The following is a 14,297-nucleotide window of genomic DNA, read 5'->3' on the forward strand; positions in this document are numbered from 1 at the left end:
GGGGGGGGGTAATGTCAATTTATATTGTCTCGGTTACGCTTTTCTTCTCGACGTTGCTTACGTTTGGGGCTGGTGCGATACGTCAGATAACCGCCAACGACCATCACGGCAATAAATGCTGCAATGTACAAAAATATCGATGAACCAATAAAAGCAGAGGGTTCCATAAGTATGATCTCATAGTGGTTTATCAATAATTATGCAAGCGTCCCATCTTATTGTAAAGTAAACAAATTTAGCTCAGGTGTAAGTTCAAGTGAACGCAAACGCGCTGCTTGATCATAGATGTTGGCCGTGACGATTAGCTCATCTGGCTCATATTGTGCCAAAAACTGCGCAAGCTTTGGTTTGACTGTCTCAACCGAGCCAATAAACGATACTGACAGCGCATTATCCACCATCATTTTTTCAGCCTCACTCCAGATACTATCCATATCATGAGTGGGTTTTGGCATTTGACCTGTCTCACCACGGCGCAAACGTACAAAGCTCTGCTGTGCCGAGGTAAAGTGGTACTGTGCGGTGGCATCATCATCAGCGAGTAATAGATTTGCCGCCAGCATGACATAAGGCTTATCTAAATAGGCAGACGGCTTGAACTGCTCGCGATAGGTATTAGTCGCCTGCGCTAGCATTTGCGGTGCAAAATGTGAGGCAAACACATACGGCAAGCCTAAGTGCGCCGCTAATGTCGCGCCAAACAGTGATGAGCCTAAGATCCAAATGGGCACATTAGACTTGGCGCCAGGGAATGCCTGTACTGGGCTGCCATCTGTATCATTGCCCAAGAAGTACATCAGTTCTTGTACATCTTGTGGAAAACGCTCGGCGTCTTTCATTTGGCGGCGCAGTGCCTGAAACGTCGCGCCATCAGTACCAGGGGCGCGGCCCAAACCGAGATCAATTCGATCGCCATAAAGCGCTTGTAAGGTGCCAAACTGTTCAGCGATGACCAGCGGGGCATGGTTGGGCAGCATCACACCGCCTGCACCGATACGGATACGGCTGGTCTGGCTACCGATATGTGAGAGTAGCACCGAGGTGGCGGCACTGGCGATACCTGGCATGTTGTGATGCTCTGCCATCCAGTAGCGGTTGAGACCGACTTTTTCTGCTTGCTGAGCGGTTGCCACGGTTTGGGCGATACCGTCAGCGACGGTTTTACCTTCGGGTACGGGGGCGAGATCCAAAAACGATAAAGGGATTTTGTTATTCATAAATTATCCAGTAGAGTGATTAATTATTTTCTCTTGATATGCTTGTCACCACTATCGATTTCAAGCGGTGTTACAGAGTAGCAATAAATCATAACAAAGACAGGTTATCGATGATTTAGGCACTTGGTGAGCAACAGCATCCGTTGATAAATAAGTCTATTATCATAAAAAGAAACGTATAATAAAAAGCGTCAGCACATAAAAAAGCAGGCAACCTAAGTTACCTGCTTTCTCAAAATGACGTTATTTAACTGAGTGGTTATTGCAGTCGATCACTTAGACCGATTATTTAGCTTGGTCGCCAAGCTTATAAGCGACCACATAATCACCAATCTTCGTACCTACTGAACCATGTCCACCAGCTACCAATACCACCATCTGCTCACCTTTAGAGTTCAAGTAGGTCATAGGTGTAGCCTGACCACCTGCTGGAATACGTACATTCCATAGGACATCGCCATTCTTTAGATCATAAGCACGGAAGTTGTTTTCTGTTGCGGCTGACAAGAATGCGACGCCACCTTTAGTGATGATAGGTCCACCAATACCAGGTACTCCCAATTCAAACTTGATTGGAATAGGAGATAAGTCCTGTACGGTACCGTTTTTGCGCTGATAAGCAATCTCGCCTGTGGCCAGATCAGCACCTGCGATAGTGCCCCATGGTGGCTGCTGGCAAGGTACACCAAGTGGTGATAAGAATGGTCCCATTTCTACCGCATAGTCTGCGCCTTCGTTGGCATTCACACCTTGTTCACCTTTATTGGTCTCAACATCGCCAAGTGTGTCTTTAGGGATGAGTTTTGATGTAAAGGCAAGGTAAGTTGGCATACCGAACATCACGCCATTTTCAGGATCAACAGCGAGTCCGCCCCAGTTAAAGGTACCAAAGTTACCAGGATAGACTAACGTACCGTTGGTTGATGGTGGCGTGTAACGACCGTCGTAGTTGAGTTTGTTGAACTCAATACGGCACATCATCTGATCGATGAGACTTGCGCCCCACATATCTTTTTCAGTCAGTTTCTCAGGCGCAAAGCTTAGACCAGAGTAAGGCTGTGTAGGCGATGCATGTTCACCAGCAATGAGATGGCCTTGTGGTGCATCACGTTCTTTGATAGGTACAATAGGTTCGCCTGTGGCACGGTTCAAGACATAAACATCGCCTTGTTTAGTCGGTACCACCAATGCAGGCTGGACACCATCAGCGGTATCTAAGTCAAGCAGTGTTGGCTGCGCAGGCGTGTCCATATCCCAAAGGTCATGATGGACAAACTGCTGTACCCAGCGCGCTTCACCAGTTTTCAGATCTAGTGCGACCACAGAGGTTGCATACTTTTCTTCAGCAGCATTACGATAACTACCGAGCTGATCGGGCGTGCGATTGCCCATTGGGAAGTAGGCCAAGCCAAGCTCTTCATCAGCACTAGCAGTCGACCATGAGTTTGGCGAGCTGGTGCGATAGACTTGAGTTGGATCATTGACATCAAAAGGGGCTGTGTTGTCAGGATCACCTGAGTCCCAGTTCCACATAAGCTCGCCAGTATTCACGTCATAAGCACGGATCACACCAGAGGGTGAGTTTACATCGTAGTTGTCGTTAACAGCACCAGCGACAATAATAACGCCACCTGCAACCACTGGGGCAGACGTTGAGTAGTAGTAGCCTGCTTGCTGGAACGGCATGTTGTGCATCAAATCTAATGCGCCATCTTCACCAAAGTCTTGACAGCGTTGTCCTGTTTTTGGATCGAGGGCATATAGCTTGGCATCAGAAGTTGGGATAAAGATCTTGGCATCGCATTGTTTGGAAGGATTTTCAAAGGTATTCCCAGCAATTTTTTGCACCAATGTATCGCCAGTCGTAGCCGGTTTATTAGCCGCTACTACGTTATTATCAGTGGTGTCACTGACGGCGCTATTGCTAGCTGTCTCGGTACTAGCATTAGCTGCTGGCGTAGTGCTGTTTGTACTAGCTTGACCAGCGTAATAAGAGACACCGCGGCAAGTTTGGTGCTGACGTTGGAGGTTTTCGCCAACCTTAGGATCGAACTTCCATAGAGTCTCACCAGAGTCGGCATCTAATGCTAGCACCCAGTTGTGCGGCGTACACATATAAAGAGCGTTGCCGATCTTTAGTGGGGTTGCTTGATAAGTGGTTTCGCCAACATCATTAGGACCTTTGACATCACCGGTTTGGATTTGCCACGCCAGCTCCAAATCTTTGACATTCTCTGTGTTGATTTGAGTCAAAGGAGAGTAGCGTTGTCCATAATCAGTACGGCCATAGGCGCTCCACTCACCATCTGGTGTTTGCTCACCAGTGGATAATGGGTCGCCAAGGTTGGTAGAAGTGGCATTTTGACCGCCGTCATCTTTGGCAGTTAAATCGAGCTCGCCCAATTTGTCGGTGGCATTATTGGCCATACTACCAAAAGAGAGCAGTGCGCCCACAACCACACTGGCCATTAGTCCCCAATAATAAAGAGGACTTTTCTTAGTGTTGTTTGTGGTTGTTACTTGAGCGTGTTTCCCGTGCATCTTCTTAGAGACCCACGGTAAAAGCATTAATAAACCAAATATTAGTGGGAAACCCAAGCGAGTTGCCAGCGCCCACCAATAAAATCCAGATTCCCAAAGCGACCATACTAGTGTCACAACGATAAATATCGCGTACACCCCGTAAGCGCTCCAGTGTTTTTTGAACAACAAAAAAGCGGTCGCAAGCATCGCTGCGCCAGCAAAAAGATAGTAAGGACTACCGCCTAAAGAGAGCAGATAAGCGCCGCCAATAAGCAAAGGGGCGGCAAAGACTGCCATAATGATCGCTACGAGTTTTTCCATGAGCGGTATCACCTGTACATAGAAGCAAATAGACATGCAGTGGTCGACATCCAGTACAAATCAATGTCTAGGCGTCCAGCAATACATGCAGAAATAAAATACAGTCTCAAACGTTGAATAACGTTTGAGACTGTATTTTATCACTTATGCATAAGCTCGGTAAAGGTGGCGTAAGGTAGGACAGACGCTCTAGCCGCTTTGTTTAGTTGTCAAATTGTTTCTGACACAGCTCCATAAAGGCGCGGCCATATTGGCGAATCTCAGCATCATCGCGTACTGCCATCCAACTGGTAAACCGTCCAAAATGATCGACGGGGATGGCGGTTAGGTTTTGATAGTGACTGGGCTCAAACGCCATCTCGGCGATGATCCCAATGCCCAGTCCTAGACCCACGTAAGTGCTAATCACGTCGGCATCGAGCGCGGCCAAAACGATATCAGGCTCAAGACCAGCATTGTTAAAGGTCTTGTCGATAGCGCCGCGACCGGTAAAGCCGCCATGGTAAGTCACAATCGGATAGCTGGCCAGCGTCGGCAGATCAATGGACTCTAAGCCTGCAAGCTCATGATCGCTTGGTACGATGACGCGGTGTGTCCAGTCATAATAACGATAACAGCGTAGGTAGTTATTATGGAGCAATGACTCCGTTGCAATACCAATATCGGCCTGCCCACGAATGACCATCTGCGCGATGGTCTCAGGATCCGCTTGCTGCAAGATCAAGTTGACTTTTGGAAATCGCTCTTTGAACTCTTTGACCACTTTTGGCAGTACGTATCTGGCTTGCGTGTGCGTGGTGGCAATTGTCAAAGTACCGATATTTGGATTATTAAAATCCAGACTTAGGTTTTCGATGGTGCGGATTTCAGCAAAGATAGACTCAATATGCGGCATCAGCGCCGTACCCATCGCCGTCAGCCCAGTCAGCCGTTTGCCTTGACGGATAAATACTTCGGTCTTGAGCTGGTTTTCGAGCGCGGCAATATGTTTGGATAAGCTCGATTGACTGGTGTGTAGTACGGTCGCAGCCTGGCTTAAGTTATAGCCATTAATCACCGTGTGCCACACCGTTTCCAACTGCTTAAGCTGAATTTGTAGATGTCGCTGATTGACCACTACGTCGATTGCCATAACTAAATCCTATTGTATAAATACACAGACCCTGCCTGTATATAAAATGCTTGTATATAAAAATGAAAACGTACGAATACGGCCTAGTGTAAAACAAAGTTATTATTCTTGTATATAATAAATGGCTATCAAATTATGATAATTATGAATATATGCTGTAAACATAGGTTGTGAATATATAAATTTTCGTCACATTATTAGCTGTCATACCGTATTTGCGATAAAGAACTGTTTAAAGAAGCAAGACATGGCGTTGAATAAGAAATATGATTAACAATAAAGTAAGGTAGAAGCGGTAAAGGGATACAGTGATTGATAAAGGGACAACATAAAGCCTCAATATTCGATTTACTTGCCAGCCCATACAAAAATATCTAGTCAAGGTCAGCGTTCTCAAGTACCATAATTCAATTTTGTTATTACGACTATCGTCATACAAGCCCAATGCGCGTGTGGTGCTGTATGATGGTGTGTTATCTGTCCTAAGTGCTGGTGAGTTATTATGTCTGCTGTCAAATCTGTGCCACCCAATCAACCGAGTGCAAAAAAATCATGGGGCGAGGCCGCCAAGGCTTATTTGGACTCGCGTGTCATTGTGATGCTGTTTTTGGGGTTTTCAGCCGGTATTCCTATCTTACTGATATTTTCTAGTCTGTCGTTATGGCTAAGAGAAGCGGGCATAGATCGCAGCGTGGTGACGATGTTTAGCTGGGCGGCACTTGGTTACTCGTTTAAGTTTATTTGGGCGCCTTTGATTGATGCGCTGCCGGTGCCTTTTTTGACCAAGTGGCTGGGACGGCGTCGCAGCTGGATGGTGGTGTCGCAGCTGCTTATCGTATTGGCGATCTTTTTGATGGCGACCGTCAATCCTGTCAGTGAAGATGTGCTGATTTATATGGCAGGTGCGGCGGTGTTGCTGGGTTTTTCGTCAGCCACCCAAGATATCGTCATTGATGCCTATCGTATTGAGCTGGCACCGCCGTCTATGCAGTCGATTTTGTCTTCTATTTATGTGTCAGGCTACCGTATCGGTATGATTGTCGCTGGGGCAGGTGCGCTGTACTTGGCGGACTATTTTGGCTCGACGGAGGCTTTTTATAGTTATGAAGCATGGCGCAATACCTATTATATTATGGCAGGGGTTATGACATTAGGTATCTTGACGACGTTTGCCAGCTATGAGCCGACCGCTGAGATATTGCAAAGCAACAAACAACATCGCAATTTAAAGGTTTTTTTGATTTATTCAGCGTTGCTGCTCATACCAGGGTTGTTGTTTGGTGTGGTTTATTTACTCAATATGCTGATTAACTTGGCGCTCGATACTCCTGTGGCATTGATACCGCAGATCGCTCTGCCCAGTATCAAGTTTTACTTTTTGGCATTGGTTGCTTGCGCGCCCTTGCTGCTGCTGTACTTTATTATCAATCAGCCAAAAATCATCAATAAAGCACCACTGGTGGCCGAGACGCGTGAAGACTATGTCAGACTGGTCTTATTGTTTGTCTTTGCTGTCGTGGCATTTATCGCCGCCTATGTATTGACGGGGCAGCTCTTGCCAGCGTTTGACGGGGTGTTTGTCAGCTTTGTTAGTGAGACGCTGCATTTATTGATGAGCTTGGCGGTCGCTTTAGTAGCAGGCTTTGCGCTGGTGCAGGCGGGGCTAGTTAACAAACAAATTGCCATGGCGACATGGATTGAGCCGATTGTTGATTTTTTTAGACGCTATGGTATGAAAGCGCTTTTGCTACTGGCGTTGATCGGCCTGTATCGTATCTCTGATATCGTCGCTGGGGTCATATCCAATGTGTTTTACCAAGACATGGGCTTTAGCAAAACCGACATCGCCAATGCAGTAAAACTGGTTGGGGTGATTATGGCCATCGCTGGTGGCTTTTTGGGTGGACTGTTAGCGCAGCGATTTCGTATCATGCATGCCATGATGATTGGTGCCATCTTGGCATGTGCGACCAATTTATTGTTTGTGGTTTTGACGTATAATCCAGGCAGCCTGCCTATCATGTATATGGCGGTGATATTTGATAATTTGGCGGCAGGGCTGGCCAGTGCTGTGTTTATCGCTTTTTTGTCTGCTTTGACGTCCATACGTTTTACGGCTGTGCAGTATGCGATTTTTTCCTCATTGATGACCTTGATTCCTAAGGTGATGGGCGGCTATTCTGGCTCTATCGTCGATAGCATGGGTTATCCGTTTTTCTTTATTTTTACCTTTGCCATCGGTATTCCAATTTTGGCGCTGATTTATTTTGTCGATAAACACATCGTCATCGGTGATAATGATGATATTTATGATAATGACGATGATAACCTTTAATGACAATGATGATAATGGTACGGGCGCGCCTTCATTGACCAAGGAAAACCCTAATATCGGCGTTTGAGAATATATATGAAAATTATAAGCGGTAGTAATGTCTAGTATTAAACATCTAAAACAGTACATTCGCCAGCTATCGGATGAGGCTGACAATAGCCGTTTGCCTTCGTTTTGGTTTACAGATTGGCTGCTGGCGGTCATTGATAAACCGTCCTTGTTTTTGATCACTGACGAAGAGTATCAGCTGACAGAAAGTGAGCTTGCGCAGTTTTATGCAGGTATCGAAAAACTGCAGGCTGGTACCCCATTGGCATATCTGACTGGTCAACAAGCGTTTTGGTCGCTTAGCTTTACTGTCAATGAGCATACCCTCATCCCTCGGCCCGACACCGAGGTATTGGTCGAGCAAGTACTACAATGGATACAATCGCAGCCGATAAATGACGAGCATCCTATACCAAAATATCTTTTGGACTTAGGCACTGGTTCAGGCTGTATCGCGATCAGTTTGGCGCATGAGCTAAAGCACCACTTGCGATATGCTCATTGGCATACTGTTGCGCTCGATGTCTCGCCTGAAGCGCTAGAGGTTGCTAAGTATAATGCGCTGATCAATGAAGTGGGGGAGATTGATTTTATCCAGAGCAGTTGGTATGAGTCGCTGCCGACCGACAGGATGTTTGATGTGATTGTCTCAAACCCGCCTTATATCGATGAGGAAGATGCGCACTTGGCACACTTGAGAGCCGAGCCAATGAGCGCTCTTAGTGCGCCTAATTATGGTCTGGCTGATATCGAGCATATCACGCAGCTGGCACCTAAATACCTGCGTGCAGGCGGGCTACTGGCGCTAGAGCACGGATTTGATCAAGGTGAGGCGGTGCGTCAGATACTCTCGTCCCATGGCTTTGGCGCGATACAGACGGTGCAAGACTATGGCGAAAACGATCGGGTGACGCTGGGGCATCTGGTATAAAGGGCTTTTTAGATGTTTTTTCTAACAAATCGTGGTGAAAGAGTGTGATGAAAGGTGTGACGCAGGCGACAGAGGCACAGCCGCTATCAGATAGCGAGCTGATGCGTTATGCGCGGCAGATACTGCTAGAGGGCTGGGATGTCGATGCTCAGTTACGTTTAAAATCAGCGCGCGTCGTTATGATAGGAGCTGGTGGCCTTGGGTGTCCGGCTTCTGAAACGCTGGTACGGGCGGGGCTTGGACAAATCCATTTGATTGATGATGATGTGATTGAGGCCAGCAATCTGCAGCGGCAGACGTTGTTTTTACCTAGTGACATCGGCAAAGCCAAAGCTCTGACAGCCGCCCAGATGTTAGGAAAAATCAATCCGTTGATAAGGGCGCGTGGGTCAGTGGCAAGGCTGAGCGAAGACAATGCCTATGAGTTACTGGGCATGGCATCTGGTAAGCCTGATTTATTATTGGACTGTACGGACAATTTTGCTACCCGCGATATGATCAATCGTATCAGTGTGCGCTATCAGCTTCCGTTATTGTCTGCCTCAGCGATCGCCATGCAAGGGCAGCTGGCCTTGTATGAGCCGCATCGGCAGACAGGCTGCTATCATTGTGTCTTTGGCTCGGTGCTCATCGATGCAGAGGCAGATGAGCGAAACTGTGCCAACTCGGGTGTGCTGGCAAGTACGACCGCGATTATGGGTAACCTACAAGCCAATGCGGCGCTGCAATATCTAGGATTAACCAAAAATCCACTGACAAATAAACTACTGATATGGGATGGTAGCCAGATGCAGCAGCGGCTGATGGGCTATCGTCCAGACCCAGCGTGCCCTGTCTGCGCCCATGCCTAAACTCAATCGATCGTGGTATAAGTTATTTTTTATGAAAATTCATCGTCCGCATTTATTAAAACACACCTTCAATGTCGTCAATCGGGTTCGTCAAACTGCAAGTGTGGCAGGTCTCTCGGCGCTCAGAGTCGCCAAAGGTGAAAAGCCAGACGCGAGGCTGTTAAAAGAAACCTTTGAGCAGCTTGGTACTACCTATATCAAGATAGGCCAGTTTATCGCCAGCACGCCATCGTTGTTTCCGCGTGAGTATGTCAAGGCGTTTCAGAGCTGTTTGGATCAAACCACGCCATTGTCGTACACCTATATCGAGCAGGTATTAAATGAAGAGCTGACAACGGATAGCATGACGCTTGAGGATAAGTTTGCGCATATCGACCCGACACCGCTGGCGTCGGCGTCTATCGCCCAAGTGCATGCTGCGCGTCTACATAATGGTGATGAGGTGGTGCTCAAGGTACAAAAACCTGGTGTCGAGACCATCATGCAGACGGATTTGGGCGTATTGTATGGCGTTACCAAGCTGCTTGAGCTGCTGATGCCATCGATGAAGTTTGCCAGTATCGCACCGATCATCGATGAGATTCGGTTACGTATGCTGGCCGAGACGGATTTTATCGCTGAAGCGCAAAACATTCGAGATTTTCAGCAGTTTTTAGCGGTATCTGGCAATACTCGCGTGGTCGCGCCTAAAGTATATGAGGCGCTGACCACCAAGCGCGTGTTGACCATGAGCCGATTGTATGGGGTGTCAATGGTCGATGAAGTGCTGATGCGTCAGTACTGTGCTGACCCTGCACAGGTGATGGCGGATACCTTAAACACCTGGTTTGCCAGTTTGATGCTGTGTAATAGTTTCCATGCAGATTTGCATGCGGGTAATTTGATGCTGCTGACCGATGGACGCATTGGCTTTTTAGACTTTGGCATCGTGGGTAGGCTCAAAGCTGAGAGCTGGCGCGCTTGTATGGGAATGATGCAGGCCATGCAAGACAGTGACTATCAAGCGATGGCACGTCATATGGTCGATATGGAAATGACGCACGAGAGCCATCAGGTGGATGTCGCCGCACTGGGCGATGACTTGCAGCGCATGATACAGACCATCATGGCAGAGGACAAAGCTTTTACCAGCGGTGTGCCATTTAATAGTAAAGAGCAAGCTGACGAGCTCAACCAGATGATGCTAGAGATCGTGGAAGTTGGCAAACGTCATGGTATTCACTTCCCGCGGGACTTTGCCTTATTGACCAAGCAGATGCTGTATTTTGATCGTTTTATGCGTACGCTTGCGCCCGATATGGACATGTTTAGCGATCAGCGGGTACAGATGCTGGGCCAGACGGTGAGCTAAAATCACAAATGATTGTACCTGTTGTATCTATTGCACCTATATACCTAGGGCGTGTCCTTGGTTAGAGCCAAGTCGCCAGCGCGGCACACCCTAATATAGCCGTCAAACCACATTGCGGCTAAACACTTCTCGCAGCTCAAAGCTTGTATGTACTTGGGCGACGCCCTCGATGCGATTCAGCCTATGTAATAAAAACTCTTCATAATGCGCCATATCGCGTACCCGCACCTTAATCAGATAGTCCTCTGTGCGACCGGTGACGATACTACAGCTCACCACTTCATCAAAGCTTTGAATTTTTGACTCAAATATCTCAAAACGCTCGGCAGTATGACGATCCATGCTGATGGCGATAAAGACGGCAAGCGGGTAGCCGAGCTTTTGCGCGTCTGTTTGTGTGTGGTAGCCGGTAATGATGCCAGTGTCTTCTAAGCGCTTGATGCGGCGCGCGCATGGCGTCGCCGAGAGATTGACCTGCTCTGCCAGCTCCGTGATACTCATGCGCGCTTGCGTCTGCAGCAAGCGTAATAGCGCTCTGTCGGTCTCGTCAATTTCTACAGAAAACCCTTTGTCAATATAGCTGTTTGACATAAATATCCGTCTTATTAGTGAAATATACTAATTATAGTGATAAATGCGGAGTTTTTCACCAAAACAGCACCAAATAAGACAAAAGAAAGCTGATTTTCGGCTGACAAACTTTGATATTATGATGGCATAAAAAGTGGTTATCTCGTATGATAAACATAAATCCAATCATCAACCATCCTGTAAAACCCGTAACCCTTGATATCATCTAAGGATTGATTATGTCTGACCAAGCCACACGCACGGCGACAAGTACAGCTGCCAAAATCACCCCAAAAAACACTGCTTTTGATTATAAAAAGTATCGTCCATTTGCGTTTGCTCCTGCGCTGCCAGATCGCACATGGCCGAGCAAAACAATCGACAAAGCACCAATCTGGGCAAGCGTGGATCTGCGTGATGGTAACCAAGCACTGATTGATCCGATGACCATCGAGCAAAAAATGCGCTTTTTTAAGACTTTGGTTGACGTCGGTTTTAAAGAGATCGAAATCGGCTTTCCATCGGCCGCGCAGGTTGAGTTTGATTTTGCCCGCAAACTTATCGAAGAAAACCATGTGCCTGATGATGTTACCTTACAAGTATTGGTACAGGCGCGTGAGCATTTGATCGCTCGTACCTTTGAGTCGTTGAAGGGCGCTAAGCGGGCGATTGTCCACGTTTATAACTCAACGAGCCGTGTCCAACGCGAAAAAGTCTATGGTAAAGACAAAGCCGAGATCAAAGAGATAGCAATCGCTGGGGCCAATCTGTTGGTAGATTATGCAGCCAAATATCCTGAAACCGAATGGGTCTTTCAGTATTCTCCTGAGAGCTTTAGCCAGACAGAGACTGAATATGCGGTGGAAGTCTGCGATGCTGTCTGTGAAGTATGGCAACCCCAAAATGGTCAGGAAGTGATTTTAAACTTACCCGCCACGGTTGAGGCCTCTATGCCCAATGTCTTTGCCGATCAGGTTGAGTATTTTTGTCGCCATCTCACCCACAGAGAGCATGTGACGGTCAGTTTGCATACGCACAATGATCGCGGCTGCGCGGTGGCAGCCGCAGAGCTCGGTGTCTTGGCGGGTGCCGATCGTATCGAGGGCACGTTGCTCGGAAATGGCGAGCGCACAGGTAACATGGATGTCATGGTCATGGCCATGAACTTATTTAGCCAAGGTATCGATCCTGAGCTTGATTTTAGCAACATGAGCGAAATCGTACAGGTGGTGAGCGAGTGTAATAACTTGCCACTGCATCCGCGTCATCCGTATGTCGGTGAGCTGGTGTTTACCGCCTTTAGTGGCTCGCACCAAGACGCCATCAAAAAATCGCTCGATTATAATGAAAGACATCAAGACGAGACGGACGATATCTGGGATGTGGCCTATCTGCCAATTGATCCTGCGCATATTGGTCGTAGCTACCAAGATGTCGTCCGTATCAACAGTCAATCGGGTAAAGGCGGCGTCGCTTATATCTTGCAGCGTAACTACGGCTTTAATTTGCCGCGCTGGATGCAGATTGACTTTAGCGGTGTGGTACAAAAACAAGCCGAACGCGTGGCGCGCGAATTGCAAAACGACGAAATCTTGCAAACCTTTGAAGACACCTATCTCCAGCAAGGCAGCTTTGAGCTATTAGACTATAGTGTCAATAATAAAGGCGGCGAGGTCTACTTTAATGGTCAAGTGCAGATGAATGGCGATATCATCGACATCGATGGTACTGGTAATGGGCCGCTGTCGTCCTTTATCAATGGTCTGGCCCAACATACAGGAAAGTCATTGCACATCATCAATTATGCTGAGCATGCAATCAACCCGCAGCATAATAGTGGGCATGGCATCGATGATGATACCAATCGAGATAATAAAACCAATGCCAATGCCGCCGCTTACATTCAGTTAAATGTCGATGGTGAGGTGTACTCTGGTATCGGTACGTGCAGCAGTACGGTATCGGCGATGCTAAAAGGTGCGCTATCGGCCTTTGCTCAGGCAGTCGGTGCGGTCGCTGCCTAAACCTCACAGCGGGTGATATAGCCCTACTATTGGTTATTATAACGTCATAGCGTTTTGCATCATGCAAGCGGCGCTATGGCGTTGTTTTGTGTGAGTCATAGGCAGCACTGGTGGCGTTACGACTGATAGCATAAAGTTACTTGTGTTTTTGGTGTCTAAGACTTACGCTAATGTATATAGCACCTACTATAAAACAATAAATCAAAGGTTAATTATGGAACCTATATCATTTGCTTCATTTACTTTGGCTTCTATTTTGGCCTCGTTGCCTGCCAATGGTGAAGTCGTGACCAAACCGACCATCACGACCCATATCAGTCCTGCTATCGCGGGGCAGTGGGAGATAGAATTGGACAGTAGTATCACGATGACCAAAGACGCGCAGGCGCGGCAAGCGGACCGAAAAAAAAGATTGGCGTCAGCGAATAGCGAGCCGAAGATTAAGGAGGGTGCCGTAGCAGGCGGGATACTCACACAAAGCGAGGAGCGCATCCTACAGACTGAGCCAAACACCGATCAAAACTTACTCGCCTCAACCGCGAAGTCTAATCAATGCCGTGAGTTGTATAACTTTGGTGCGGACAATGAGATGTGGGCGGTAAGTGGTAAGGAGTGGACGTACGGACGTTACTTGGTGACACACCGCGAGGAAGGGCTGCCTATTATCGCCCTCAAGACTGTTTATGACAATAACGAAGTAGACTGCTCAGGCAATCAAATTGATCAGACCGATGAGGCACTCATTGCGTTTTTGTACCATGATGGCAACCAAATGCAGTGGTGCGCGGATCCTGAGGGTAACGAATGTTTTATGAATTTTCATAGAATCCTGCCGTAAGCTCTCATAAAGGCTGATATGGTTCAATCCCTAAATACCTAAATACCGATATCGCGCTGCTAGAAGGGGTTTGCGCAGCATCGAGCGGCGTAGACATAGCGGGCCAATAAAACTGATATCAGTAGCCTTGCCTTTATCTGTATATGTCTTATTTGG

General features: G+C 47.4%; 11 protein-coding genes. 6 read left to right on the plus strand and 5 right to left on the minus strand.

Features of this window, described 5'->3' with window-relative positions:
* Window positions 1-14 precede the first annotated feature (14 nt).
* The 4 genes from NK638_RS09275 to NK638_RS09290 all read right to left on the minus strand — a co-directional run bounded on the left by NK638_RS09275 (window position 15) and on the right by NK638_RS09290 (window position 5,193).
* A complete protein-coding gene (locus NK638_RS09275; protein WP_158676725.1) occupies window positions 15-167 on the minus strand; it encodes a hypothetical protein in 153 nt (50 codons plus the stop codon).
* Window positions 168-215: 48 nt separating this feature from the next.
* Window positions 216-1,217, minus strand: a complete 1,002-nt coding sequence (locus NK638_RS09280) for an LLM class flavin-dependent oxidoreductase (RefSeq protein WP_274632796.1) — start codon at window positions 1,215-1,217, stop codon at window positions 216-218.
* Between the two features lie 285 nt (window positions 1,218-1,502).
* Window positions 1,503-4,061 (minus strand): membrane-bound PQQ-dependent dehydrogenase, glucose/quinate/shikimate family, encoded by a 2,559-nt coding sequence (locus NK638_RS09285; RefSeq protein ID WP_274632797.1) that lies wholly within the window; start codon window positions 4,059-4,061, stop codon window positions 1,503-1,505.
* A 202-nt stretch (window positions 4,062-4,263) separates the two neighbouring features.
* The gene (locus NK638_RS09290; protein ID WP_198336096.1) at window positions 4,264-5,193 is read right to left on the minus strand and encodes a LysR substrate-binding domain-containing protein; all 930 of its coding nucleotides are present in this window, start codon (window positions 5,191-5,193) and stop codon (window positions 4,264-4,266) included.
* A 502-nt stretch (window positions 5,194-5,695) separates the two neighbouring features.
* On the opposite strand from NK638_RS09290, the gene NK638_RS09295 reads away from it, so the two are divergent.
* The 4 genes from NK638_RS09295 (at window position 5,696) to NK638_RS09310 (ending at window position 10,709) form a co-directional block, all read left to right on the plus strand.
* Window positions 5,696-7,528 carry an AmpG family muropeptide MFS transporter gene (locus tag NK638_RS09295; RefSeq protein WP_274632798.1) on the plus strand — a complete coding sequence of 611 codons (1,833 nt, stop codon included), beginning with the start codon at window positions 5,696-5,698 and terminating at the stop codon, window positions 7,526-7,528.
* A gap of 97 nt (window positions 7,529-7,625) precedes the next feature.
* Window positions 7,626-8,507, plus strand: a complete 882-nt coding sequence (gene prmC / locus NK638_RS09300; RefSeq protein WP_274632799.1) for a peptide chain release factor N(5)-glutamine methyltransferase — start codon at window positions 7,626-7,628, stop codon at window positions 8,505-8,507.
* Window positions 8,508-8,554: 47 nt separating this feature from the next.
* Window positions 8,555-9,358: a HesA/MoeB/ThiF family protein gene (locus NK638_RS09305; RefSeq protein ID WP_274632800.1), complete on the plus strand. Its 804-nt coding sequence runs from the start codon at window positions 8,555-8,557 to the stop codon at window positions 9,356-9,358.
* Window positions 9,359-9,389: 31 nt separating this feature from the next.
* Window positions 9,390-10,709 carry an ABC1 kinase family protein gene (locus NK638_RS09310; protein ID WP_274632801.1) on the plus strand — a complete coding sequence of 440 codons (1,320 nt, stop codon included), beginning with the start codon at window positions 9,390-9,392 and terminating at the stop codon, window positions 10,707-10,709.
* A 102-nt stretch (window positions 10,710-10,811) separates the two neighbouring features.
* On the opposite strand, the gene NK638_RS09315 is transcribed toward NK638_RS09310, so the two are convergent.
* Window positions 10,812-11,300 (minus strand): Lrp/AsnC family transcriptional regulator, encoded by a 489-nt coding sequence (locus tag NK638_RS09315; protein ID WP_100749496.1) that lies wholly within the window; start codon window positions 11,298-11,300, stop codon window positions 10,812-10,814.
* A 218-nt stretch (window positions 11,301-11,518) separates the two neighbouring features.
* Between NK638_RS09315 and leuA the strand changes: the two genes are divergently transcribed.
* Complete coding sequence (gene leuA / locus NK638_RS09320; protein ID WP_274632802.1) at window positions 11,519-13,303, plus strand: 2-isopropylmalate synthase; 1,785 nt, start codon at window positions 11,519-11,521, stop codon at window positions 13,301-13,303.
* A gap of 214 nt (window positions 13,304-13,517) precedes the next feature.
* Window positions 13,518-14,141: a hypothetical protein gene (locus tag NK638_RS09325; protein WP_274632803.1), complete on the plus strand. Its 624-nt coding sequence runs from the start codon at window positions 13,518-13,520 to the stop codon at window positions 14,139-14,141.
* The last annotated feature ends 156 nt before the right edge of the window (window positions 14,142-14,297 follow it).

Source organism: Psychrobacter sp. A3 (genome assembly GCF_028823565.1).
GTDB classification, from domain to species: domain Bacteria; phylum Pseudomonadota; class Gammaproteobacteria; order Pseudomonadales; family Moraxellaceae; genus Psychrobacter; species Psychrobacter celer.